This window comes from Paenibacillus sp. FSL H8-0457 (genome assembly GCF_038051935.1).
In the GTDB taxonomy this organism is placed as follows: Bacteria; Bacillota; Bacilli; order Paenibacillales; family Paenibacillaceae; genus Paenibacillus_AQ; species Paenibacillus_AQ lautus_A.
Genome location: NZ_CP150293.1, coordinates 2,998,932 through 3,023,962, shown reverse-complemented (window position 1 = coordinate 3,023,962; position 25,031 = coordinate 2,998,932). Strand labels below are relative to the sequence as shown.

Genomic DNA, 25,031 nt, shown 5'->3' with positions numbered 1-25,031 from the left:
TAACAAGCACACCATGATCACAATATATTCAGAATAATCGGGAGGTAAGAACAGTGTCCAAATTGAATATCGGTATTATTTTAGGCAGTACCCGTCAAGGTCGTTTAAGTCCGCAAGTAGGTGAATGGGTTAAACGTATCGCTGACGAGCGCGGAGATGCAAACTACGAAATCGTAGATATCGCGGATTACAAGCTTCCGCTTTTGGGTGAAGCCGACGCGACTGAACAAGCAACGGCTTGGAATACCAAACTTGCAAGTTTGGACGGCTTTGTATTCATCGTTCAGGAGTACAACCACAGTATTTCCGGCTCATTGAAGAACGCACTCGATTATGCCCGCGAGGCATGGAACAATAAAGCTGCAGGCATCGTGAGTTACGGTTCTGTTGGCGGCGCACGCGCTGCCGAGCATCTGCGCGGAATCCTGGGCGAGCTGTCCGTAGCGGACGTTCGCGTACATCCTGCCCTCTCGTTATTCACTGATTTTGAGAACGGCTCTGTGTTCAAACCGGCTGATCTCCATCTTGTCAACCTGAATGGCATGCTTGACCAAGTGCTTGCTTGGAGCGGTGCTTTGAAGACGCTGCGCTAATCTCTAATAAATAGGACTGCCGCCGCTTCATCTTCCGATGAGGCTGCGGCAGTCCTTTTTTTCTGGCATCCACGCTTCATACCGAAAACCTGCGCCTATTCGATATCAATAAGAAACGTTTCGTTTAGTCCTTTCTTGCCCTCGGGCGTGATTTTAATGGCCCTGGTTTTTGGCATCCTTTGTACCCATCCTAATTCCAATAGTCTTTCCAACAGCGCATGGCCCAGCGCCCCGGCAAGGTGATGACGTCTTTCACTCCAGTCCAAGCATCGGTGCGTGAAGGAGCGGCGTTTTCTCTTCACGCGTTCCAGATCGATTTGAAACGCCCTGAAGAAGCCTTCTCCTTTTTCGGTAACCGTAAATTGATGATCCACTTCGGATAAAATCCCTGCATTTAGAAGCGAATCCGTCAATTGTATTCCCAAACTCCCCGCAAGATGATCGTAGCAAGTCCTTGCATGGCGTATGGCTTTGTGCTCCAAAGCTTGGTTGAATGATCTGATTTCAACGGGAGGCGTAATCGATAGAAGGGTCTCCATGATCCGGGCAACCTCCTGGTTCTCGATTCCATAATAACGGTGCCTTCCCTGTTTTTCGACGGCCACCAGATTCGCCGCAACCATTTTGGATAAATGAAAGCTGGCCGTTTGCGGTTTGATATTTGCCATGTACGCCAGCTCTCCTGCCGGGTGGTAACGCCCATCCAATAAGACGGTCATGATGGCCGCTCTCGATGCATCGCTTACGAGTGAGGCTACCTGTGCTATGTTCGGACTCGCATTCATCTCCATCCCTCCTGATGTAATCCATATTTCGATGAGCATCGAACATTTTCTATTTTACAATGATTTAGGATAGAAAGTTAATAGGAGGAACGTTTTATGAAAAAAACCGCTCAAATGATCGACACCGAACTAATTCAACCAAAAATCCTATACTATGGAACCCCGGTTATTTTGCTCAACACCCTGAATGAAGATGGCACCGTCAATATCAGCCCCATCTCCTCATCATGGGCGCTGGGAGAACATATTATTCTTGGCATCGGGCTCGGGGGCAAGGCGATTGAGAACCTGGAACGGCATCCTGAATGCGTCATCAATATTCCGGACCCTTCCTTGTGGGAGAATGTCGAACGATTAGCCCCGTTGACAGGGAAACACCCCGTTCCGGACTATAAGCTGAAGAGCGGATTCACATATGAAAAAGATAAATATGCGCATAGCGGATTAACGCCTGCGGATTCCGTCACCGTCAGGCCGTCTCGTATAATGGAATGCCCGATCCAGATTGAAGCCAAGGTGAACCACATTCGGCTGCCTGACGACTCGCCCTTTTTTGCCATTGTCGAAACACAGGCTGTTCAGGTGCATGCCCATCGCAGCATCATTATGAATGAACAACACATTGACCCCGGCAAATGGAGTCCGCTCATCTACAATTTCCGGCACTATTATGGGCTCGGCCCGTCAGTAGGCAAAAGCTTTCGAGCCGAAACCTAATATTCGAGGAGCATAAGGAAGAGGCCCGCCATGTATGGCGGGCCAATCCTGTTCGTGCTTGTGGTTTACGGCTTGACCGGAATGGTCATTTCCAGATCCTTCAGATAGGTTTTATCTCCTACGCTATCCTGATCTTGTCCTATAACACTCCAATCCTTTGGATTGACGGTCAGCGTAAACGGCTTTATCGTAATGGATTTCGGCGTTCCGTTCAGAGGACTGTACAATTGGTCGATATGATATTCGGTTTGGGGTTCGCTATGGAAATATTCGAATTTTCTTGGACTCAGGACATTTCCTTGATCATCCACTAGCTCGTAATATACCATGCTGGCGCTGTAATCGCCTGTTTGCTCTACAGAAGCCGGCACCTCGCCTTTACTGTCCAGAACCAGGCGGGTCGATACCGGTGAAATATCCAATTGCTTGACGGTATAACTGAATGGCCCATCCGATTTCGTGGCCTGGTCCGGCTTCACGACAATCGATGGATTAGCGACATTTACAGGGATCTTGAATTCGAAGGTTTCGTTCACTTGAGTTACGTTGGCCTGAATGGTCAGCTCGAATTGATCGGGTAATTTCAGACCCTTGGCAAGCTCAACGATATAGGCATTGTCCTGTTGCGGATAATCTCCAAAGGTCCCCTCGCCCATCGCCACTTCTTGTCCGTCTACCAGAATTCGCGGCATTTCGATATAGCCTTTTTCCTGATCTTCCTTAGCTACTTTCCTCGACTTAACATACTCACTATCCTGATTACCGATTAACGTAGCATCTTCGCTAATATACGGAGAAGCTGTACCCGGTAAATCCACTCCCTCGCGCTCCAGGATAAAGGACAACCGGGTTCCATCATATAGGAGGTCAGCTACCTTCAACGTCACGCCATCGTGAGTTAAGCTCAAGTTAGGTTCGGATAGGATTCCTTGCTCTATGGCGGCTTTCACTGCATCTTCGCTGGTTCCTTCGTATAGCACACCGAGCACTGGAATTTGCTTCAGGGTTGCTGCCATTACCGGCGATACAAACCCCGAACCGATCACGGTTCCTCCCAGCACAGCTGCTGCGGACGCAACGAGTATCGCTCTTTTAATAACATTCGGTTTAGGTTTGGTTGATAATCTTGTCATTTCACGCTCTCCAATTCGGTTCATGATTTGATCACTCATACTTCTCATCGGTAAAGACGATTCGCGAATCCTTTGTTCGAGTGCATTCATCTCAGCGTATTCCGTTTGTTCCGGCAATTGTCCCACGTGCCACCTCTCCTTTTTGGCTTATTCGGTCCATTAACTTATGACGCAAGCGTTCATACTTTTTCCTGATCGTCGCCGATTTGAGTCCCATGATGCCGCTGATTTCCTCGAAGGTATACTGTTCTACGGCCTTGAGCAGCAATATATGGCGTTCTTCTGCTGTAAGGTAGGTTAACAGCTCGTACACAACCGGCTCATGTTGAGATATTTGCATAACCGGCTGCTGTTCCTTGCAATGCTCGATCAGGTTAAGAAAACGATTCTGCTTTCTCTTAATATTGATCAGATGATGATAGGCCATTTTATACAACCAGGCAGAGAAGGATACTTGTCTCTTATACAGATGAAGATGCTCATAAGCACGGATAAAGATCTCTTGCACGGCATCTTCTGTCTCCGCATGGTTCTTCAGAATATAGTAGCAGTAGGTGTACATCTGCCGTTCAAACTGGACGATGATCGCTTGATATGCATGTTTGTCTCCTGCTTTGACTTGTTCGATAACCTCTTCAATGGCCTTTCTTTTTCCTTCCGCTTCCCCGGGGATGGTTGGCTGCAAGCGAGCTCACCTCCTTCTTTGTTTACCTATATAACAATCCGAACAAGGGATTTTGTGACACGATTTATTTGATGTGGAGAATGCGCATGAATTAGACCCTGCCGCTAATAGAGTCCGGATGCTCTGAAAAGGGCATAATTCTGTGTCGTTACGGGCGGCTACAGCTTCGGGTAACTTTTAACGTAATCCAAGAATCGTTTCGTTGCCGGAGATACTTCCCGCAAGGAGCTTACCGCAATGCCGAGCGATCTGAAGCTCTTCTCCTTCAATTCGATTTGCCGTATATTCCGCCGCTGCCCCCGCAGCACAAGTTCGGGAAGAATGCTGATGCCCAGGCCCTTCTCCACCATGGCCATAATGGCATAATCGTCTCCAAGCGTATATTTGATATCCGGCTTGGTCAGGGCTTTCTCCAGCACCCGGTTCACATCGTAATCGGAGCCTTTGCTGGGCATAATAAAAGGTTCATTCTCAATTTGGGCTAAGGCAATGGAGTCCTCGGAGCTAAGCGGATGTTCCACTGGCAGCAGTACGAGCATCGGATCTTGATGCAGAGGAATCGCATCGAAAATATCCCACGTCGGAAGTGACAGAAAGCCGCAATCAATCTTGCCCTCCGCGATCCAATCCTCAATTTCCCGATAATCTCCTTCGACCAAACGAATCTCGATATGGGGATAATCCCGCTGGAAATCCTGGATAATCCCAGGCAGCCAGTGAACGCCGACGCTGGTGAAGGTACCGATGTGAATGGTTCCCAGCTCGATTCCATGAATGGAAGCCACCTGCTGCTCCAAATGCTCGTTCCATTTCAATATCTCCCGCATCGTCTTCACGATCTCCTCGCCATTGGTCGTCAGCTTCGCGCCTGAACGGTTTCGAATCAGCAGCGAGAAGCCGAACTCATCTTCCAGGCTGTTGATCATATGGCTGACGCCGGACTGCGTAAATCCCATCACTTCGGCGGCTTTGGTCAAGCTTCCGAGCTCGACGACCTTTAATAGAACTTTGAATTTATTCATACTCATGGGGAATCCTCCGGCATTATTTTATACATGAATTTTACTCATGTTTATTATTAAGAACATTCGTTTTACTTGTCTATTGTACGTGAGTATACTGATTCTGTTCAATCACTTGAAGGAGGAAGAAGAACTTGAAACCGCTGAAGGCCGATCTTATGATTTTGTTTATCACCATGTGCTGGGGCTCGTCCTATCTTTTTATGAAAATGGGACTGGATTCGCTGGGAGCGTTCAATTTGATAGCCCTACGATTTGGATTGGCCTTTATGCTTGCAGGAGCGATTTTTTTCCCGCGCTTGCGCCGGGCTAACCTGAAGACGATCCGTTACGCCATGCTCCTGGGCTTTATTTTGTTTATCATGTTCACGGCCTTGACCTTTGGCTTGAAAACAACGACAGCATCCAATGCCGGGTTTCTGATCAGCTTAACGGTGGTGTTTGTCCCATTAATACATACGTTCCTCTTTAAGAAAAAAATAGAGAAGAAACGGATCGTCAGTATTTTGCTGGCCTTAACGGGCATCGCGCTGCTGACTATCCAGCTCCCCTTTGCATTTAAGATCGGGGACCTGTTCTGCATAGCGGCGGCATTATGTTATGCGCTTCATATCAATATTGTCAGCACGGCTGCGCAGAAGGTCGACGCGTTAAGCCTCGGCATCCTGCAGCTGGGATTTACCGGATTGTATGCGTTCCTCTCGTCACTTCTCTTGGAAACACCGGCATGGCCAAGCTCCACCGACTCATGGACGGCTGTCCTGGTCCTCAGTGTCGTATGCAGCGGATTGGGGTTCATCTTCCAGACGATCGCCCAGAAGCATACAACCGCCACCCGAACGGGTCTCGTATTTTCGCTGGAACCTGTATTCGCTGCGCTGTTCGGATACTGGTTTGCCAACGAGGTCATGGATTCCAACCAGTATGCAGGAGCTGCGCTTGTCCTTCTTAGCGTTGTTCTATCCAGCGTTGATGTGAACTTCAGGAAACGGTCGGCCATGAAAAACAGACCCGTTGCGTTGGAGTCCTATTCTGCTGAATTCAAGTAAAAAAGCTTGACTTATCTCCAAAAAATTTATATCTTTATATCACGGCTTAACTGAGGGCGATATCAGTTATGCAGGAACGTGATTAAAGGGGAGTAGCTGTCACAGCAAAGTCGTCATTACGGGAAATGTCCCCGGCTTTGTTGGCAACGATACGTTGTTTGCGAGACCTTTACCACACACTCTGTGGTGAAGGTCTCTTTTTGATTTCAAAAGGCCTTCACCTGCCGGTGGAGGTCTTTTTTGTGCCTTCAATAATACTACAAGGAGGAAATGGCATGGAGCTTTTATTGGAGTATGGATGGGTGTTGTTAGTGCTCATCGCACTGGAAGGATTGCTGGCGGCGGATAATGCGCTGGTCCTTGCCATCATGGTCAAACATTTACCGGAGAACCAGCGCAAAAAGGCGTTATTCTACGGGCTGCTCGGAGCCTTTGTGTTCCGGATCGGATCGCTGTTCTTAATCTCGTTCCTGGTGGATGTATGGCAGGTACAAGCCATCGGCGCACTCTATCTTCTTTACATTTCGATCAATCACACGTTGAAACACTTTATTAAAGGCAAGAAACCGACGGAAGACGCAAAACCGAAAGCGGACAAGCCCAAGAAGCAATCCGGCTTCTGGATGACCGTCTTCAAAGTCGAAGTGGCGGACATCGCCTTTGCCGTAGACTCGATACTTGCAGCCGTAGCGTTGGCTGTCGCATTGCCGCCAAGCGGATTGGCGAACATCGGCGGCCTGGATGGAGGTCAATTCATCGTCATCTTCCTGGGCGGATTCATTGGTTTGATCATCATGCGCTTCGCGGCATCCTACTTCGTAAAATTGCTGCAGCAGCGTCCCGGACTGGAAGTGGCGGCATTTCTGATTGTTGGTTGGGTAGGCGTCAAGCTTGCAGTGATTACCCTTGCACACCCTGATGTAGCCCTGATCGACCATCACTTCCCTGAGAGCTCGATCTGGAAGGCTTCCTTCTACATCGTTCTCGTGCTGATTGCCGTGATCGGATGGTTTAGCTCTTCGAAAGAGAAAGTGCAGGATGAAGACAATGCCATCAAGGAAGTGGAAGAACAACAGCCGGGCAAAACGCTGCAAGGCTAAATCCCCTCCCGCGTGCAATGTATACCACGCATGAGGCAACTTCATAACATGATTCATCAAACAAGACAAGGCGATTTGCTGACGGTGCTTCAACCGTTCACAAATCGCCTTTCTTCATGCTTATATTGTCAATTGCATACGATATAAATTCGCGTAAGCGCCTTGACGGGCAAGCAATTCTTCATGCGTGCCCTGTTCTTGGATCCCGTCTTCGGACAATACGACGATTCGCTGCGCATTCCGTACCGTTGTCAACCGATGAGCGATGACAAGCGTTGTTCGATTATCGCTTAACCGTTCCAGCGAATCTTGGACCGCTCTCTCGCTTTCATTGTCCAGGGAGCTGGTCGCTTCGTCAAATATGAGAATCGGCGGGTTCTTCAGGAACACACGCGCAATGCTGAGCCGCTGCTTCTGTCCTCCGGAGAGCTTGACGCCGCGCTGGCCGATATCCGTTTCATAACCGTCCGGCAGTGCCATGATGAAATCATGGGCATTCGCTCTTTTGGCTGCTGCGATGATCTCATCCTCGCTGGCCTCCATGTTGCCATACCGGATGTTATCGAAGACGGAGCCTGCAAACAAATATACATCCTGCTGCACGATCCCGATATTTTTTCTTAAAGAGTGCTGCGTAATCTCCCGGATATCGCTCCCATCCAGCAGTATGCGTCCTTCACTTACTTCATAAAAACGCGGAATCAGCGAACACAACGTGGTCTTGCCTACGCCTGAGGGACCAACCAGAGCAACATACTCGCCAGGCTTGATGTTCAGCGATACCTGGTTCAGCACGAATCCATAGCGGTCCTTGTATCTGAAGCTGACATTCTGAAACTCGATGTTCCCCTGAACCTGCGTGATCGTCTCGGCACGATCGGCATCCTCGATATCGGGTTCTACCTCCAGGATCTCCATGAACCTGTCAAATCCCGTAATGCCTTCCTGGTACAGTCTGGCGAAGTTAACCATGCGCTGGATCGGTTCGATCAGAATGCCGATGCATAAGAAAAAGGTCAGCAAATCCGCCAGTTCCAGCGAGGTATCCACGATTGCGGCTCCGCCGAACACAATAACGGTAATCGTAATAAGTTGGGTAAAACCGACCAGCCCTTCGTGAAAGTACGTTTCGCTCTTATACCCTTCCCTTCTGCTGTCAATGAACCGCTTGTTGGCATAGGCGAATTTCCCCTTCTCTATATGCTCGTTCGTAAAAGACTTCACCACGCGGATACCCGAAAGAGAATCCTCTACCTGTGCGTTGATATCCTCGATCCGGTCCTTGCTTACCCGCAACGCCGCGTTCATCTTCTTATTATAGTAAAAAGCAAACGCGGCCATAATCGGGAGAAAGAGAAAAACGATCAGGGTAAGCTTCACGTCGATATACATTAAGATGATGAATGCACCCAGGAACTTCAGAACGGAAATGACGATATCTTCGGGACCATGGTGATACAATTCGGTCAGCGACAGAATGTCATTGGTGGTCCGTGTCATTAGCTGCCCGGTTTTGTGCTCATCGTAGAATCCAAAGGACAGCTTCTGAAAATGGTCAAACAGCTCCCGTCTCATGTCACTTTCCATATAAGCCCCCATCATATGTCCTTTGTATGAAATGAACATATCGCACAGAGTATGGATAATGACCATGGCCAGCATGACGGCACCCACCGCATAGATTTGAATCAGCGGGCTTTGAGAATTCCCTTCCAGCACGTTGATGGTGATGTATCGTATACAGAGCGGAAGCGTCAGCGTAATGGCCGAGACAACAAAAGCACATGCCAAATCTGCAAATAATAACCCCAGGTACGGTTTATAATAGGATAAAAATTTCTTGGTCCGAGAATTCAATTCGCTCTCCTCCAATATGCCGGAGGGTTAATTATTCATATCCCTCCAAACTTGATTCATGATAAACTCCATTGTTGTTCTCATCGTAAACACCCTTCCTTGTACTTGATAATTTCATCATAGCCGATAAATGACCCCAATCCGGAGTGTAAGAATGATTTAGAATTAAAAAATCCCCTAGGAACGAAAAAACAGGCTTGGATGCTAACCAAAGCCTGCCTCTCGTATACTCACGGATTAACGATTCCATCGTTCGTTAAGCAGCTCGCCGTTGATGGAGGCCGCTGCCATGGCTCCCATCGAAGCGGCCGCAATGGCCTGATACATCTCGGTGGCTGCATCACCGGCGCTGTAGATGCCCGGCACGCTCGTTTTACCGAAGGCATCAATGACCACACTTCCACCTTCATTGATATCGCAGCCTACAGCCGCAGGCAATTCAGAACCAGGGACCAGCTTCGGCGCGAAAAAGATGCCCGTGCACGGAATGACCGCTCCATCCTCCAATACGACTTGCCGCACCATCCCCTCGTTCGATTCAATGCGATGAATCGGGGAGTTGAATAGAGGGACGTCATGATCCTTTAATTCCTGCCGTTGTTCATCCGTCAGTTCATCCGGTCCGTTCGTACAAATGGTATACCGGTCGCTCCACCCTGCGATCACTTTGGCAAAATGCAGCGCCCCCGCCCCCTTGGCAATGACGACGAGCGGTTGATCCCTCAATTCCCATCCATCGCAGTATGGGCAGACGAAGGCACTCTTTCCGTATACATCAGCTAATCCGTTAATATCCAGCGGGCTGTCCTTCTTCCCAACGGCGAACAGCAGCTTTTTACTCCGGTATATCGTTCCCTCTCCCGTGGTAATCCGGAAATCACCGTCGACTCCCTCTGCGGCGGCAGCTGTATTCTCTACGAAGCGGACGGAGGGATAGGCGGTAATCTGTTCTCTTGCTATGCGGCGAAACTCCGATGGGCTTGTGCCGTCTCTCGTAAGAAAACCGTGGGTTTCCCGCGTAACCCTGTTTCGCGGCTTTCCTTCGTCAATCAACACCACGTCTTTCCTCGCTCTTCCCAATACCAGCGCAGCATTCAATCCTGCCGGACCTCCGCCGATAATAACGACATCATGCAATTGCTCCGTCATGCATACCATCACCCTTCTGGATCTTTAATGTCCATAATATAAACGCAATAAGACATGACTTCTTGTTTATTTCCTCTTTGCCTAAGGAAGAATGCCAAGGACAAATCATATTATGGACTTATGACATCCATTATAGACAAACAAGATCTGTAATACAATGCCCTCCTGCTATAAAAATTTTAAAAGTTGGTCGAGTCGTAATGCCGTTACCTCTATTTATACTTTACATACTCTATTGTGATATAGAAATTATCCTCATAGATAAGGAGAGTGATGGAATGGCAGCAAGCTTCAACAATTCATCCAAAACGCAAGGCGTATCCATTATTACCTGTACGAATCGCCCTAATTATATTAAAAACTTGTTCCATAATTTCGCTAGACAATCCCATGCCAAGAAAGAGCTCATTATCGTTGTCAACGATAGTACAATCGCCCTCTCTCCTTACCAGCAATTAGCCAACAAGCATCGAAACATACAAATCTACCGCATGCCGGAGCATGTCACTTTGGGTGCGTGCCTAAATTACGCCGTAAGCAAAACGAAATACGGCATCGTTGCCAAATTCGATGATGACGACTATTACGCCCCCCACTATTTGTCGGACAGCCTGAAGTCGTTAAGAAGATCGAACGCCGATATTATAGGGAAACGTGCACATTATATGTATTTACAAGGCTCCAAAACTCTAATTCTACGGTTTCCCAACGATGAAAATCGAACCGTAACCATGCTGCCGGGGGCTACGCTCATATTTAAGAAGAACGTCTTTAACAAAGTACGCTTTCCGAATCAAAACGTCGGTGAAGACGATCTTTTTTGCACAAGAAGTAAAAGCAAGGGCTTCAAAGTCTATTCCGGCAACAAGTATCATTTTACGGCAGTGCGGCGGAAAAATTCATCCGGTCATACATGGATCATTAGCGATCAGGAACTCATGGCCAAGCACCCTAAAGTTCCGAATGTGCGAGATTTCAAAAAATTCGTACAGCGGACGACCGGAGGCAGTCGAGCATGACGCACCGGTCATCATCCCCATCACAGCCTGCCGTATCGATCATCACCTGCACCAAAAGACCGGAATGCCTGCACAATCTGTTGGAGAATTACGCCAGACAGAATTACAGGAACAAAGAGTTAATCGTCATCTTAAATCATGGCAGTCTCAAGCTACCGGAATATCAAATGGCAGCCAAGTCATATCGCAACGTCAGAATATATAGCAAACCGGAACGATTATCACTCGGCAGCTGCCTTAATTATGGTGTAAAGGTCTCCCAACACGGCCTCATTGCTAAATTTGACGATGATGACTATTACGCACCTGATTATTTGAACGAAAGCGTCCGTCTCATGATCAAGACTCGCGCTGATATTGTAGGAAAGAGAGCGCACTTTATGCAGCTTGCCGGGCAAAAAGCTCTTCTGCACCGTTACCCTAACATGGCCAATCAATGGGTTCCCCTTGTTCAAGGGGCGACCTTGCTGGTTAAACGGCATGTATTCGATCAAGTAGCGTTCCCGAATCAAAATCGCAGCGAGTGCGTCAAATTTTGTGCTGATTGTATAGCTCGTAACTATAGAATATACTCGGGAAGTCCGTATCATTTCTTAGCGAATCGAAGACGCAACTCCACCAATCACACCTGGATCGTCAGTGACAAGAATCTATTAACTCAACATGTTAAAAAGCTGAACGTAGACAATGCAAAGAAATTCGTAAGTAGAGGCTAAGTCCTGCATGAATCTAAATGTTCCGTATATCGCAGTGAATGAACCGGCGACTCGAGCATTTCCACAGAAACAGCGGGCTCGAATATGGCGTGTAGTTTGTTTAACTGAATCAGAAGAACGGTTAAGAGCCACTCCATTGGAGCGGCTCTCATTCATCCCTAGCGAATCGAACGTCTCATTTCAAATAAACGCCATAATCCAAGATGACATTCCCCTGCTCATCCGGCGTCATGAAACGGACTGGATGATAACGTTCAAAGAACCACGGGTTCTCGTCCAAGCTCCAGCCTTGTTCGGCGATTTTCGCCATGCATCGTTTATGAGGCTCCATACCGAATAGCTCCCCGTTATCCTTGCCATATAACCAACATATCCCCGCAGCGCCTTCTTCCAGATCCGCATGGTCAAATCCTTCCGGCACTTCGATATGCTTCGGAAAAAGCATACCGATCCAATATTCAAACTGAATCCCGTTCATTCGCATAAGACCATAAGTAGCACCCTCCGATTCCGGCAAACAACCAAGCTGCTCGATCTTTTCGAACCAGCCATTGGCGAACCATTCTTCCCACTGGTCCGCGAAGCTTCCTGCCGCATTTCGATGCTCGTCCGTATACCGTTTGCCGATCAAGCGCGCTGACGGGATCTGTTCTTTGTACACCCTGGTTACTTCTGCAGCCATTTTCTTAACCTCCTGGGTTCATCTTTTTGAATTATTACCTAATGAATTCTCGTCAACGCAAGGGAATCCTGCAAGGGAGCAGCCCGGTTTCAACTTTTGGCTTGGATTATGATAGTTGAGAACAGCGGTGTGAAATTGTTCAAATCGGAAGAGACCATTTATACGGAACGAACCATCATCCCGGCCTATGGGATCAGCCGGAGCTGTTCAAGCCGGATCGCTTCGAACATTGGAACGGAAGTCCCTTTAACTTCATCCCTCAAGGCGGCGGAGATCATCATACGGGACACCGCTGTGCCGGGGAATGGATTACGCTTGAAATCATGAAGGAGAGTCTGGACTTTCTGGCTAACCGGATGAGTTATGAAGTGCCCGTACAGGACGTAAGCTTCAGCTTTCATGAGATGCCTTCTCTTCCTCACAGCCGGATCGTCATTCGAAAAGCAAAGGCCCTACATTAGGATGCGGTGAATCCAAGGACGCTTCCGAAATCGCATGTGGGATCCAGAACCCACATTGCTGCATGGGAGAGAAAATTAAAGCTTGTACATTGCGCCGTCTGCATGTCACAATACATTAGAGACTGTCAGCATGAACCTATTCATCTAGTCGTTCGCTTACACGTTCTCGGCTGCCCCTGCATTATAGCGCGGCGGCCGTACAATTAACCTATTTTGAATGGGAGGACCGCAATCATGAAAACGATGAAACTAGGAAGCAGTTCACTGGAAGTACCTGTTGTAGCCGTTGGTTGCATGCGCATAAATTCGCTGGAAAAAGCCGAAGCCGAACGTTTCGTGCAATCCGCACTGGAGGAAGGAGCCAACTTCTTCGACCATGCCGACATCTATGGCGGCGGAGCTTGCGAGGAGATTTTTGCAGATGCGATACATATGAATGCGGAAGTCCGGGAGAAAATCATTCTTCAATCCAAATGCGGTATCCGTCAGGGCATGTTCGATTTCTCCAAAGAGCATATCTTGAATTCCGTCGACGGCATCCTCAAAAGACTTCGTACCGAATATCTCGACGTTCTCCTGCTCCACCGTCCGGATGCTTTGGTTGAGCCTGAAGAGGTGGCTGAAGCATTCGATCAGCTCGAAAGCTCCGGGAAAGTGCGTCATTTCGGCGTATCCAACCAGAATCCGATGCAGATCCAGCTCTTGAAAAAAGCAGTGAAGCAGCCGCTCGTAGCCAACCAGCTGCAGCTTAGCATCACGAATACCACCATGATTCAAAGCGGAATCAACGTGAATATGGAGAACGACGCCGCGGTTAACCGCGATGGCAGCGTTCTGGATTTCTGCAGACTGCACGACATTACGATTCAGCCTTGGTCGCCTTTCCAATACGGGTTCTTCGAAGGCGTATTCCTTGGAAGCGACAAGTTCCCTGAGCTTAACCAGAAGATCGATGAAATCGCTGAGAAATATAACGTCACCAATACGACGATTGCCATTGCTTGGCTTCTTCGCCATCCTGCACATATGCAGCCCATCATCGGAACGATGAATATCAACCGTTTGAAAGACTGCATCAAAGCAGGCGAGGTCACGCTGACTCGCGAGGAATGGTACGCCATTTACCGCGCGGCCGGCAACATCCTTCCTTAAGCCATAACTGAAAACGGCCTCCTTTCGACTTCGATGGGAGGCTGTTTCATTATTATGGCTGGGAAGAGGATGACAACGATAAGGGGCCTCTTGCACAATTTTCCAAGGATGGACGACCTCCTGAACTTTACAGTTGTGCAATGCACCGCCCCGCCTGCCTTCCCGTAAACAGGCAGCCACCCAAAAACGTTCCCTCCAATGCACGGTAACCATGAACGCCCCCACCACCAAAGCCGGCCGCTTCCCCAACCGCGTAGAGCCCGGGAACCGGTTCGCCGGATCCACTCAGCACCCTCCCCGATAGATCCGTTTGAAGCCCGCCCAGTGTTTTCCGGCTAAGAATATGCAGGCGCACCGCAATCAATGGACCATGGGCCGGATCAAGAAATTTATGCGGCTTGGCTACGCGCACCAAGCGATCGCCTATATAATTCCTTGCTCCCCGGAGCGCCGTAATCTGCAGATCCTTGGTAAAAGCCTGGTCCATCTCGCGGTCTCTGGCGGCAAGCTGACGCTTCAAATCGTCCAGCTTGACCAGGTCGCTGCCTGCAAGCTTATTCATGCCGTCCACAAGCTCGGGCAGTGAATCGGCGACAACAAAATCCTCGCCGTGATCCAGAAATGCCTGCACAGGGCCAGGAATGCCCGAGCCTGCTCTTCCCAGCACTTTACGGATGCTCTTGCCGGTCAAATCCGGGTTTTGTTCCGAGCCGGACAGGGCAAATTCCTTCTCAATGACCTTTCTGGTCAGAAGAAACCAGGAATAGTCAAAGCCCGTATCCTGAATGGCTTTCAGGGTTCCCAGCGTATCGAAACCCGGGAAATTCGGAGCAGGAAGCCGTTGCCCTTTGGCATCAAGCCATACTGACGATGGACCCGGCAGTATCCGGATGCCGTGCTTGGACCATACCGGGTCCCAGTTCTTAATCCCTTCCGTGTAGTGCCACATCCGGTCTCGATTGACGACCCGCCCGCCGGCTTGCTCCGTTATTCCCAGCATCCGTCCGTCCACATGCGCGGGAACGCCGGAGAGCATCGCTCGTGGAGGCTCGCCTAACCGGGACGGCCAATGCTGCCTGATCAGCTCGTGGTTGGCGCCGATGCCTCCGCTGGAGACAACCACAGCCTCCGCATAATATTCATAGTCGCCAACGACCTCGCGGGAGCTTTCTTCGCCCCGGCGGGCCGAACTCGGTGCAAGTACCGAACCCCTTACTCCAGTGACGGCATTCTCGCGCGTAATCAGCTCATCGACTTGGTGACGCGGACGATAATCAACTACGCCGGAACGGATGGCGTCTCTGACCCTGGACTCAAATGGTTGTACGACACCTGGCCCTGTTCCCCACACAATGTGAAAACGCGGCACGGAATTGCCGTGGCCCTCGGCGAGATATCCGCCGCGTTCCGCCCAGCCAACGACTGGGAAGAACCGAATTCCTAACGAATGCAGCCATGCCCGCTTCTCGCCGGCGGCAAAGTCGACATAGGCCTCGGCCCATTTTCGCCCCCACAGATCCTCGTCCTCCTCCCGATCGAAACCAGCGGCTCCCAGCCAATCCTGCCATGCCAGTTCACGGGAGTCCCGGATCCCCAGTCTTCTCTGCTCAGGCGAATCGACAAGGAATAAACCGCCAAAAGACCACCATGCCTGCCCGCCAATAGAGCTTTCCGGTTCCTGGTCAAGCAGCAGCACCCACTTGCCGGCCTCGGCCATTTCGGCGGTAGCTACGAGACCCGATAAGCCGGCTCCTACCACGATGACGTCATATTTCATGCGTCTCCCCCGTTCTTTCCCTTTTCTAAAACAAGTAATTTCAACTTCACTCCAGCTTGATCGTTACAGATGGCGTTAACATGATATTCTTTGCTGTGTAAGCGTTTTCCTCTCACGACGGCATAGAATCGGCTATTCTCGAATGCCAGGTCCGTATTATTGTATGCCTTCCCATCCCCGCTAACATGTTCCACAGCAAAATAAAGTGAACCCCAAATCAAGAAGGGTTCACTCCATGGTTAAAAGTATCTTCGTATCGCACTAGCGTAATTGTAGGCTGTGCATACATTTCCTCATATCTGCACAAGGGTTAACCGGTCTTCTCCTGCGCCTCCGCCGCCAGTTTCAGGAGCTGCTCTCTGACCCGCACCACTTCTCCAATGATCAGCAGGGCCGGATTTTTCACGTTCATCCGATGAGAAATCCTGTAGATGGTTCCGAGCGTACCCGTGAAGATTCTCTCTTCCGCCCTGGTTCCCTGCTCGACGATGGCAGCGGGAGTCCACGGCTGCTTGCCATGAGCGATCATCTCTTTACAGATGCCGTCCATTCTGCTGACACCCATGTACACCACAAGCGTATCCACGCTGTGCGCCAGCAAGTCCCACCTCACGCTCTGCTCATTACCATGGCAGCTCGTTCCGCTGACAAAAGCAACCGAGGTACTGGCTCCGCGGTGAGTCAGTGGAATTCCTGCGGACGAGGAAGCGCCCACCGCCGAGGTAACGCCTGGTACGAATTCGAAGGGAATGCCGCGTGCAGCCAATTCGCATGCTTCCTCTCCCCCTCGACCGAAAATCAGCGGGTCGCCTCCCTTGAGTCTGACGACATGATGACCATCAAGGGCAAAGGCCACCATGTTCTCGTTGATCCTTTCCTGCGGAAGAGAATGGCGTCCGGGTGCCTTGCCGCAGTATACAAGCAAAGCATCCTTCTTCGCGTAACTCAACAGCTCATCGTTCACCAGCCGATCGTACATGATGACGTCCGCTTCCTGGATACGCCGGAGGGCTTTCAGTGTGATCAGCTCCGGGTCTCCCGGACCTGCGCCGACGATATACACCATGCCCGGCCTCATCGTCTGTTCTCGACGGAAACTGCCGTCGCCTCCATTATTCTGCGGCCTGAATAGCCGGTCGTCATCCGCGCAACCCCGCGTCTCTTGCCGAATCCATATCGGGCAAAGTACAGCATCTCCCCGGTAAATAACGATCCGCCGATAAAGTTACCTATAAGCACGGGGATTTGATTCCAGAGCCACGCCTTCTTCTGCAGGACGGCTAACGGTAAGAGTGCAAAGCTTCCGGTGACCAACTCTAAGCCCAGCACTACAATGATGACAAAGCCAACCGGAAATAGGAGCGCGCCCGCCATCGGGATATTCGTTTGAGTCGAAGCTGTAAATGCTAGCGTGGTGGCGCATGCCAGGATAGCGCCGGACAGTATGCCGCGAATAAGCATCTGCGAAGTCTTCAGCCGCGCCTTCGCGGCCTCAGCCTCGATCATGTCATGCATCTCCTGATCCGGTTTCACATAATCCATGTCGGTCTACTCCTTCTAATGAAATCAATCCTTAACATTTAAGACAGCCTCAAACATAACAGCGGAATATGACTAACAATGCGTTAAGCTGTACGATCCAGCAAGTAAATCGCGCCGCTTGCCGGATCCACTTCTATCTGAAAAGTGTTTACATGACCCGTGTCCGGCTCTTGAACCTGTCCGCTGCACAGATCGATTTTCCAATCATGCAGTGGACAGTGCACTTGCTTCCCGCACACCATACCTTCCGAAAGCTTGCCTCCTTTATGCGGGCACTTGTTTTCGACGGCCAGAATATTCCCGTCCGACAAGCGGAACAGCGCAATTTCCGTTCCCCCGATTTCAATGGTTCTTGATCCCTTAGGATCGATTTCGTTCACATATCCTACATGCAGTTTCGCCATATTGGTTCTCCCCCTATTTCGTCACAGCTTCGGCGTCAGGCAAAGGCACGAAATTTTTACGAAGCCCGCTGTCTGACGTAATCTCCTTCCACGGATCCTTTTGCTTGCTTAAAGCCAGCTTTATTCTGGAAACAAGAGCGGCGCGGTCCTCTTTCTTCTCCAATGCTTTTTTCACATGGTCCAGGCCAACTCGCTCGATCCAAACCGACGTCCGTTCATTCCATTGTGCGTTTTCGCGGTAATATTGGATAAAGGCTCCGGCCCATTCGACTACCTCGTCTTCGGTCTTTACGACGCATAACAATTCCGTGGCCCGGACATGAACGCCTCCATTGCCGCCGACGTGCAATTCCCAGCCGCCATCAATTGCCACAACGCCAAAATCCTTAATGGTGGCTTCCGCGCAGTTCCGAGGACATCCGGAAACCGCCAGTTTCACTTTGGCCGGGGTGCTCAGCCGCTCAAATTCTTTCTCCAAACGCACGCCCATACCTATGGAGTCCTGCGTGCCGAATCTGCAAAACGTGGACCCTACGCAAGTTTTAACCGTACGGAGGGCTTTACCGTAAGCATAACCGGAAGGCATATCCAGCTCCTCCCACATCCTCGGCAGATCCTCCTTCTTGACGCCGAGTAGATCGATCCGCTGTCCGCCCGTAATCTTGACCATCGGCACATCGAATTTTTCTGCAATCTCGGCGATTTTCTTTAGCTCCGAAGGCGACGTCACCCCACCGTATATCCGAGGCACCACGGAATACGTGCCATCCTTCTGAATGTTGGCATGGTACCGCTCGTTCGTGAAACGGGATTCCTTCTCGTCCACGTAGGATTCCGGAAACAGCATGCCGAGATAGTAGTTCAGCGATGGACGGCACTTGGAGCACCCCTCCGGATTGTCCCATCCCAGCACATTCATCACTTCTTTCACGGTACCCAGTCCAAGACGGGTGATCTCGGTGATAATTTCATCTCTCCCCAGCGAAGTACATCCGCATATCCCTTCTTTTACCGGCTCCCCGGCAGCATCCCCGGCGTATAATTGAACGAGTCCCTCGACAAGAGGTTTGCAGCCGCCGCAGGATCCCGAAGCTTTAGTACAAGCTTTAACGGATGCGACGGTATTGCAGTTCTTCGTAAGAATGGCATCTTTGATCGCATCTTTCGATACGCCGTTACAGCCGCAAATGATCTCATCATCCGCCAGCTGAGCCAGCCGCTGCTCCGGTGATACAACGCCTGCATTAGGCGCGAAGCCTAACAGAAGCTCTTTCTCTCTGCCCTTGATGGATTCCCCGCTCTTCATGAGCGAAAACAGCTTCGGTCCATCCCCCGTATCGCCGAACATAACAGCCCCGATGAGCCGGTCTTCGCGGACGACGATTTTTTTGTATACCCCTTCGACCTCATCTTGATATCGCATGGATCTGGCTCCTTCCGGGTCTGCAAAATGACCTGCGGAGAATACATCCACGCCGGATACCTTTAATTTCGTTGACGTGACGGAACCGGCATATCCACTCGTCTCCACACCTGCCAGATGCTTGGCGAGTACCGCTCCTTGTTCGTACAGCGGGGCTACAAGACCATAAGCAATGCCCCGATGCTCGGCGCATTCGCCCACCGCATAGACGCCGGGGACGTTCGTCGCCATATAGTCGTTAACGACGATCCCGCGATTAACCTCGATCCCGGAGGACTGTGCCAAAGAGACGTTTGGCTTGATCCCGACGGCCATCACGATCAGATCGGTCTCGACGCTGCTCCCGTCCGTAAAATGGAGCGCCCTCACCCGCTTCCGACCCGAGATCGATTCCGAATTTTTATTCAGCAAAAAGGTCATTCCTTGTGTTTCGAGTTCACGCTGCAGCATTTTGGCTGCCGTCTCGTCCAATTGCCGTTCCATTAAATAGGGATTCAGGTGAACCACGGATACATCCATGCCCAGATGCAGAAGACCTCGAGCGGCCTCCAGGCCCAAGAGGCCTCCCCCGATGACCACCGCTTTCTTATATTGCTGCGACGTCTTCACCATCGTTTCGCAATCCTGGATGTCCCTAAAGGCGATCACGCCTTCCTTGTCGGCACCCGGCAAAGGCAGCATAAACGGATTGGAGCCGGTCGCAATAATCAAAGCATCATATGGAGCGACAGCTCCTTGCTCGGAGAATACTTTGCGATGCAGCGTGTCGATCCGGTTCACCGTATGTCCTGCATGCAATTGGATCCGGTTCTCCTTGTACCAATCCCAGTCATTAATAATGATTTCCTTCAGATCGGTTCCGCCTGCGAGGACGGATGACAGCATGATCCGATTGTAGTTCGGATGAGGCTCCGCCCCGAATATCGTAATCTCATACGCTTCGGGCGCAAGCTTGATTAAATGCTCGATAGCACGTACTCCTGCCATGCCATTCCCGATCATCACTAACTTCTTTTTTGTCATGGTTCGCTCTCCCTCCGTCTAACACCTTCGATATACTCATCCATCAACAAATCTTAAAAAACCAAAATAGCCTGCATTCGATCCAGTAGAGTTGGCACACTCTTACCGGGAACGAAAACAGGCTTCTTTGCCGCTAATGGGATACAACGTTGTATCCGGGAAGTATAAAGTTCTTGAGGGAAATATACACTACGCATTTGAGTTCTGTCAATATATTTGACACGAAATTAAGAAAATTAATTAATTATCGACATCTACTTGTGATTTATGTTATATAAATTAACATAGTTTCTGTTTTGTGCTAAAGCTTAACCTCTGACAGGATTTCATTTATGAAGGGAGCGTCAATCCATGCGTTCATTGCTGGTTATCCACCATCCGGTCCCTGCTTCAGAGCGAAGTGACACAGCTGCCAAGGCGCTTCTTCCGGAATTTATCCTTCGTTCATACGGCTATAAGATCCACCTTGCTCGCAATGAGAAGCAAGCGTTGGCCGGAATCATGGAGGCTGACGGAACGGTTCTCCATCTTCCGGTTTCCTCGATCAAGCCATGGTGCAGCACCCTTGAACAACAAAAGCGCGTGCCGGTTCTGTGGTGGTGCAGCGATCATGCCGCTTCGCAATCTCTCGAAGCATGTGAAGATGATGTTACAATTGATGGACTTTTATTCCCCTCCATGAAGGAGCACGAGCTGCATTGGACGCTTCATTTTAGTTCAAAGCATTTTTACGAACGTCAACAGTGGCATGACGAAAAAACGCAGCTCCTAGCCCGCATTGAAGAACGAAAATGGATTGATATGGCCAAAGGCATTTTATGCGAAATGAAACAAATTTCGGAATCCGAAGCTTACGATGTCCTGCGCAAACAGGCGATGAATGAAAGAAAAAGAATGGTGGACGTCGCCACCTCGATCGTTAAGCTGTATCAATTGCTGCAAGAGACCGGTTCAGGAGGTGCCAAAAAATCATGATCCACTTATTGAAAGAAGTCGGCCGCGGCAAACGCGGCGCTCGGGACCTGACTTACGAGGAAGCCCTTCAGGCTGCAGCATCGATTCTAGGTGCACAGGCTACTCCTGCGCAGATCGGCGCCTTTTTCATCGCTGAACGCATCAAGATGGAAAGCGTGGAAGAATTGGAAGCATTCGTGAAGGTCAGTCGTGAATATGCGGACCGTTCGTTTTTACATGCGGGTATCGACTGCGCAGGTCCTTATGACGGCAGAAAGTCATCTTTTTTCTCGACGCTAGCCACTGCTTTTGTCCTCGCGGCTGCCGATCTCCCTGTTACGCTGCACGGGACTGCATCCCTCCCGCCAAAGTGGGGGATTACCTTGTCGGATATACTCGCGGCGAAAGGAATAACCGGACCGGCATTGGCCAAAGACTCATGCATCCGGGCGGCCAAACGGACGGGCGTATTATATGTAGATGCGGAAGAATGGTGCCCTCCGCTTAAGCAACTTCGCCCGATTCGCGAGGAACTGGGGATGCGGACCGTGCTCAACACGGCGGAAAAGTTTGTCGATTATTCTCATTCCCCATATTTAACCTTTGGTGTTTACCATAATACGGTCTTTGACCGGTTAAGCCGACTGATCATGAAACTCGATTACCGCAAAGCGATCATTATTCAAGGCAGTGAAGGCTCGGATGAACTATTCATTCACCGGCCCACGCGGACATACCGGATCGAGAACGGTAAAGCCAGTCTCCAGATCATCGATCCCGAAGCGTACGGGCTAGATGTGCCGGTTCCAGAGATCAGCTGGACTCCTTCCGAACAAGCTGACGCTACGGCGGAGGTTCTGCTAGGCAAAGGGGACCTCGCATTTATCTACCAGGTGCTGCTGAATGGTGCGGTACGTCTACAATTGGCGGACAAAGTCAGGTCGGTCGAGGAAGGGATTTATACTTGCAAAGCATTGCTGGACTCAGGGAAACCGTGGGAGTTATATAGCAAATGGTTGTCCCTGCTTATAGAATCCACCCCGAAAGGCGATGCGGTCTCGCCTATGGGGAGGCATGCATAGCAATGAACGGAAGTAACCCACACCGGGCAAACGGTGCGGGTTTTTTTCATACCCTATTAAACTCCAAATCCGAAAGCAGACAAGATGATGACCAAGAGAATAAAGAGAACCAGCACCGCTCCAACCGATCCGTATCCTCCGCCATTGTAACCGGCAACTTCACCCATGGTTCTAACCTCCTTTATTTTCGGAACACAATATCCTATGCTCGTTATATGAAAGAGCTTAGACGTTAGAGCAAAAATAAAAACATGGATTTTTGCATCGACCTGGATTTTATGGCAAAGCCTCTATGTTTGAGCAAGCATATTCTTAGCATAGCGAAGAATATCAGACTTGACGTCTTCGGCCCAAATGCTGTAACGAATCTGTTGCTCCTCATCTACCCAATCCAGGTGATCCCTTCCCTTCAAGTCGGCGGTGTAGACACATTCGACACCGTTAATGACAATGGTCTCCTTGGATTCGTTGGGTTTGTCCTGCGGTACGGGCGTTCCGCCTATTGGCTGTTCGGGAACGATATCACTCGCTACGACTTGAAGCTTTACTTTGCCTTTCTCATAGTTTAGAATCGCAGCGGACGCTTCATTCGCTTTTATGATGTCGGAATACACGAACTTCTCGCCTTTCGCGGCCTTCCCCTTCAATTCCTGGTCCAGCTTCTTGTACAGGCTCGACGTTCTTTCAGGACTCTTTAAGTATACAACCGCGTTCTTGAAAGTGTACCCTTTCGGCAAGGCTGCAGGCTTGGTCAGGGCCGGTGCTTTCATTGCCTTCGATTTCGCCAGATAGTCCGTATACTTGGTGAAAGCAAAGCCTTTGGATGTGAAGAAGATTTGATCTGCCCGGTTATATTCCTGATCGGCAGCATAGTAGGCAATCATCTGACCTGGCTTAAGTCTGTTGACCAAGTCCGTGATTTGATCGTCATATGAAACGATTCCCTTCTCCGGTTTGGCAGACATCGTCTTCGATATCGATACGCTTTCGGTACTGGCTGCGTATGCGTTGACGGATCCGACCATCATCGTGGCTGCGAGAAATAATGCGACTTTCATCTTGTTTTTTATCATGTTACCATTCGTGCTCCTTTCGGCGGCAAAGCCTTTTGAGTTTTATTAACATCTCATATAACACCTCGCCGTCATCAAAAGGGACATTTTGTAAAAAATCGGATACCTTTACGGAATAAGCCCTGCCGCAATCTTCGCAAACTCATCCTTGGACAACGGATCCTTTGGGTCATCCGTAATAATATACAGTACCTCTTCGCTGTCGCTTAACCAAGTCAAACTGCGTGAAGGGCTGGATGGACTGGCTGACAAAATCATTTCTTTCCCTTTCACCTTTATTTTTACGGCTTGGTTTGTGGGCACCCCGGCCTTGGAGCCCTTCTCTCGTGCAAAAGCTACCATCTTGATCCGATTTTCGCCTTTACGATATTCCATTCCTGTAGATGCAATCTGGAACCAAGGAACAATCTTATAGAACAGTCCCTGTTCTTCATCCGACTGCTCCGCCTGCTCTTTGAGTTCATTCAGAAGAGTTTCATACTCCGGTGTACCCCATACGGGCTCGTTCCTAATTTGAATCTGTCCATAATCAAATCGATACCCTTCCGGTACATAATCTGGCTCTAGAAGCACTGGAGCGTTTTTTTCCTCGATTTCTTTTGCGAGTTCCTGATAATTCGAATGCTTAGTCAACATATAAAAATATTTCAGTGGTTGTTCTTTGATGAGTGGCGTCATATGCAGGTCCTTGATATAAAATACCGCCTGTTCTCCCGGCTTTAACCTCTTTCTCAGCTCTTCTTCCGTCTCTTTTACACGTTCGGCGTTATATTCCGATTCGGAATATTTCCATGGCTTGATGGTCGACAGAATGACTTCACCTTCCTTGTTCTTGATCTGTATCAAGTAATGACTTGCGTAAACACTAAGCGACGAAAGAATCAAAATCGCAGTAAGCATTGCAATCATTAAGGTTTTCTTCCGATTGCCGTCATTTCTTCCGTGTTTCTTCCGGTGAATTAGACGCACCTTTTGCATGATGGCGGGGGTCACGTCTACTTCTTCATCCACAGTGTGCAATTCCATGCTTCTCAGAATTCGATCTTGCTCCGGCTGTCCCGAATCTCGCATAACCCCGTCCCCTCCTTCTCCTGGATCAGTTGGATGACTTTAAGTTTCATCCGAGCATATTTTTTCTTAACCGCGCTTAGATTCTTATCCAGAATCTGCGCAATCTCCGTAAATGGTTTATCTTCAAAAACCCTCAACACGAGCAGATTACGCTCCTCTACCGAGAGCTTGGTCATGGCATATTCCAGCGGTTCGCTAAACCATTTGCGCTCCAGCGTCTCTTCCACGCTATCGGCATAACCTGCCGGTTTGACCAGCCGGCTTACTCGCATGCGAACCCGTCGCTTACGAAGAATATTGAGACAATGGTGGTATGCAATCTTGTATAACCATGATGAGAATGAAACCTTGGCTTCATAGGTATTAAGCTTGGTAAACGCTTTGATGAAGATATCCTGGACGGCATCCTGCGCATCCTGCTTGCAGCCGAGCATGCGGCAGCAGTATATGTAAATCTGTTTTTTGTACGCTTCGACGATAGGCTCGAAACAATCCACCTCACCAGCCTTAACGCGTCTCACGTACTCCTCGATCGAATCCAATTCGAAGACGCACCTCCGTG

The 25,031-nt window shown here is 49.7% G+C and carries 25 protein-coding genes and 1 pseudogene; 10 read left to right on the top strand and 16 right to left on the bottom strand.

Annotated elements, in window-relative coordinates:
• The first annotated feature begins 53 nt into the window (after positions 1–53).
• On the top strand, positions 54–593 hold the full coding sequence (locus MHI43_RS13580; RefSeq protein WP_009593544.1) for an NADPH-dependent FMN reductase: 540 nt from the start codon (positions 54–56) through the stop codon (positions 591–593).
• A 95-nt stretch (positions 594–688) separates the two neighbouring features.
• Here the strand turns inward: MHI43_RS13580 and MHI43_RS13575 are convergent, their stop codons facing one another.
• Positions 689–1,378: a helix-turn-helix transcriptional regulator gene (locus tag MHI43_RS13575; RefSeq protein WP_015734899.1), complete on the bottom strand. Its 690-nt coding sequence runs from the start codon at positions 1,376–1,378 to the stop codon at positions 689–691.
• A gap of 96 nt (positions 1,379–1,474) precedes the next feature.
• Here MHI43_RS13575 and MHI43_RS13570 point away from each other — a divergent pair, with 96 nt between their 5' ends.
• A complete protein-coding gene (locus tag MHI43_RS13570) occupies positions 1,475–2,095 on the top strand; it encodes a flavin reductase family protein (RefSeq protein WP_036663449.1) in 621 nt (206 codons plus the stop codon).
• 65 nt (positions 2,096–2,160) lie between these two features.
• On the opposite strand, the gene MHI43_RS13565 is transcribed toward MHI43_RS13570, so the two are convergent.
• From MHI43_RS13565 to MHI43_RS13555, 3 genes are all read right to left on the bottom strand, one after another.
• Positions 2,161–3,354 carry a DUF4179 domain-containing protein gene (locus MHI43_RS13565; protein ID WP_036663451.1) on the bottom strand — a complete coding sequence of 398 codons (1,194 nt, stop codon included), beginning with the start codon at positions 3,352–3,354 and terminating at the stop codon, positions 2,161–2,163.
• On the bottom strand, positions 3,320–3,913 hold the full coding sequence (locus MHI43_RS13560) for an RNA polymerase sigma factor (protein ID WP_015734896.1): 594 nt from the start codon (positions 3,911–3,913) through the stop codon (positions 3,320–3,322). Before MHI43_RS13560 ends, MHI43_RS13565 begins: the two co-directional genes overlap by 35 nt.
• Positions 3,914–4,071: 158 nt before the next feature.
• The gene (locus MHI43_RS13555) at positions 4,072–4,941 is read right to left on the bottom strand and encodes a LysR family transcriptional regulator (protein WP_036663452.1); all 870 of its coding nucleotides are present in this window, start codon (positions 4,939–4,941) and stop codon (positions 4,072–4,074) included.
• A gap of 128 nt (positions 4,942–5,069) precedes the next feature.
• On the opposite strand from MHI43_RS13555, the gene MHI43_RS13550 reads away from it, so the two are divergent.
• Together MHI43_RS13550 and MHI43_RS13545 are read left to right on the top strand one after the other, a co-directional pair.
• On the top strand, positions 5,070–5,984 hold the full coding sequence (locus tag MHI43_RS13550) for a DMT family transporter (RefSeq protein WP_036663454.1): 915 nt from the start codon (positions 5,070–5,072) through the stop codon (positions 5,982–5,984).
• Positions 5,985–6,259: 275 nt separating this feature from the next.
• Complete coding sequence (locus MHI43_RS13545; RefSeq protein ID WP_015734893.1) at positions 6,260–7,084, top strand: TerC family protein; 825 nt, start codon at positions 6,260–6,262, stop codon at positions 7,082–7,084.
• 120 nt (positions 7,085–7,204) lie between these two features.
• Here MHI43_RS13545 and MHI43_RS13540 read toward each other — a convergent pair whose 3' ends face one another.
• Together MHI43_RS13540 and MHI43_RS13535 are read right to left on the bottom strand one after the other, a co-directional pair.
• Entirely contained in the window at positions 7,205–8,941 is a 1,737-nt protein-coding gene (locus MHI43_RS13540; protein ID WP_036663455.1) for an ABC transporter ATP-binding protein, read from the bottom strand.
• A gap of 237 nt (positions 8,942–9,178) precedes the next feature.
• Positions 9,179–10,090: an NAD(P)/FAD-dependent oxidoreductase gene (locus MHI43_RS13535; protein WP_015734891.1), complete on the bottom strand. Its 912-nt coding sequence runs from the start codon at positions 10,088–10,090 to the stop codon at positions 9,179–9,181.
• A gap of 278 nt (positions 10,091–10,368) precedes the next feature.
• Between MHI43_RS13535 and MHI43_RS13530 the strand changes: the two genes are divergently transcribed.
• Both MHI43_RS13530 and MHI43_RS13525 read left to right on the top strand, forming a co-directional pair.
• Positions 10,369–11,109 carry a glycosyltransferase family 2 protein gene (locus MHI43_RS13530; protein ID WP_036663457.1) on the top strand — a complete coding sequence of 247 codons (741 nt, stop codon included), beginning with the start codon at positions 10,369–10,371 and terminating at the stop codon, positions 11,107–11,109.
• The gene (locus MHI43_RS13525; protein WP_036663458.1) at positions 11,106–11,825 is read left to right on the top strand and encodes a glycosyltransferase; all 720 of its coding nucleotides are present in this window, start codon (positions 11,106–11,108) and stop codon (positions 11,823–11,825) included. Before MHI43_RS13530 ends, MHI43_RS13525 begins: the two co-directional genes overlap by 4 nt.
• Positions 11,826–12,000: 175 nt before the next feature.
• Here MHI43_RS13525 and MHI43_RS13520 read toward each other — a convergent pair whose 3' ends face one another.
• The gene (locus tag MHI43_RS13520) at positions 12,001–12,507 is read right to left on the bottom strand and encodes a hypothetical protein (RefSeq protein ID WP_036663460.1); all 507 of its coding nucleotides are present in this window, start codon (positions 12,505–12,507) and stop codon (positions 12,001–12,003) included.
• Between the two features lie 158 nt (positions 12,508–12,665).
• On the opposite strand from MHI43_RS13520, the pseudogene MHI43_RS13515 reads away from it, so the two are divergent.
• Together MHI43_RS13515 and MHI43_RS13510 are read left to right on the top strand one after the other, a co-directional pair.
• Positions 12,666–12,968: pseudogene (locus MHI43_RS13515) on the top strand (cytochrome P450); the annotation flags it as partial.
• A gap of 234 nt (positions 12,969–13,202) precedes the next feature.
• A complete protein-coding gene (locus tag MHI43_RS13510) occupies positions 13,203–14,120 on the top strand; it encodes an aldo/keto reductase family oxidoreductase (RefSeq protein WP_036663464.1) in 918 nt (305 codons plus the stop codon).
• Between the two features lie 127 nt (positions 14,121–14,247).
• Here MHI43_RS13510 and MHI43_RS13505 read toward each other — a convergent pair whose 3' ends face one another.
• The 5 genes from MHI43_RS13505 to nirB form a co-directional block, all read right to left on the bottom strand.
• Positions 14,248–15,897, bottom strand: coding sequence for an FAD-binding dehydrogenase (locus MHI43_RS13505; RefSeq protein ID WP_036663466.1), 1,650 nt, complete (start codon positions 15,895–15,897; stop codon positions 14,248–14,250).
• A 310-nt stretch (positions 15,898–16,207) separates the two neighbouring features.
• Positions 16,208–16,963, bottom strand: a complete 756-nt coding sequence (gene cobA / locus MHI43_RS13500) for a uroporphyrinogen-III C-methyltransferase (protein WP_015734885.1) — start codon at positions 16,961–16,963, stop codon at positions 16,208–16,210.
• 8 nt (positions 16,964–16,971) lie between these two features.
• On the bottom strand, positions 16,972–17,439 hold the full coding sequence (locus MHI43_RS13495) for a formate/nitrite transporter family protein (protein WP_015734884.1): 468 nt from the start codon (positions 17,437–17,439) through the stop codon (positions 16,972–16,974).
• Between the two features lie 83 nt (positions 17,440–17,522).
• Positions 17,523–17,843 carry a nitrite reductase small subunit NirD gene (gene nirD, locus MHI43_RS13490; RefSeq protein ID WP_036663469.1) on the bottom strand — a complete coding sequence of 107 codons (321 nt, stop codon included), beginning with the start codon at positions 17,841–17,843 and terminating at the stop codon, positions 17,523–17,525.
• A gap of 13 nt (positions 17,844–17,856) precedes the next feature.
• Positions 17,857–20,289 (bottom strand): nitrite reductase large subunit NirB, encoded by a 2,433-nt coding sequence (gene nirB / locus MHI43_RS13485; protein WP_036663470.1) that lies wholly within the window; start codon positions 20,287–20,289, stop codon positions 17,857–17,859.
• A 351-nt stretch (positions 20,290–20,640) separates the two neighbouring features.
• Here nirB and MHI43_RS13480 point away from each other — a divergent pair, with 351 nt between their 5' ends.
• Positions 20,641–21,264: an ANTAR domain-containing protein gene (locus MHI43_RS13480; RefSeq protein WP_015734881.1), complete on the top strand. Its 624-nt coding sequence runs from the start codon at positions 20,641–20,643 to the stop codon at positions 21,262–21,264.
• Positions 21,261–22,325: an anthranilate phosphoribosyltransferase gene (locus MHI43_RS13475; RefSeq protein WP_015734880.1), complete on the top strand. Its 1,065-nt coding sequence runs from the start codon at positions 21,261–21,263 to the stop codon at positions 22,323–22,325. The genes MHI43_RS13480 and MHI43_RS13475 overlap by 4 nt, the downstream gene beginning before the upstream one ends.
• Positions 22,326–22,381: 56 nt before the next feature.
• Here the strand turns inward: MHI43_RS13475 and MHI43_RS13470 are convergent, their stop codons facing one another.
• The 4 genes from MHI43_RS13470 to MHI43_RS13455 all read right to left on the bottom strand — a co-directional run bounded on the left by MHI43_RS13470 (position 22,382) and on the right by MHI43_RS13455 (position 25,011).
• Entirely contained in the window at positions 22,382–22,492 is a 111-nt protein-coding gene (locus MHI43_RS13470; RefSeq protein WP_200868618.1) for a sporulation protein YjcZ, read from the bottom strand.
• 123 nt (positions 22,493–22,615) lie between these two features.
• Entirely contained in the window at positions 22,616–23,383 is a 768-nt protein-coding gene (locus tag MHI43_RS13465; protein ID WP_341283268.1) for a hypothetical protein, read from the bottom strand.
• A 123-nt stretch (positions 23,384–23,506) separates the two neighbouring features.
• A complete protein-coding gene (locus MHI43_RS13460; RefSeq protein ID WP_235201810.1) occupies positions 23,507–24,469 on the bottom strand; it encodes a hypothetical protein in 963 nt (320 codons plus the stop codon).
• A complete protein-coding gene (locus MHI43_RS13455; protein ID WP_036663473.1) occupies positions 24,430–25,011 on the bottom strand; it encodes a sigma-70 family RNA polymerase sigma factor in 582 nt (193 codons plus the stop codon). The genes MHI43_RS13460 and MHI43_RS13455 overlap by 40 nt, the downstream gene beginning before the upstream one ends.
• Positions 25,012–25,031 lie beyond the last annotated feature (20 nt).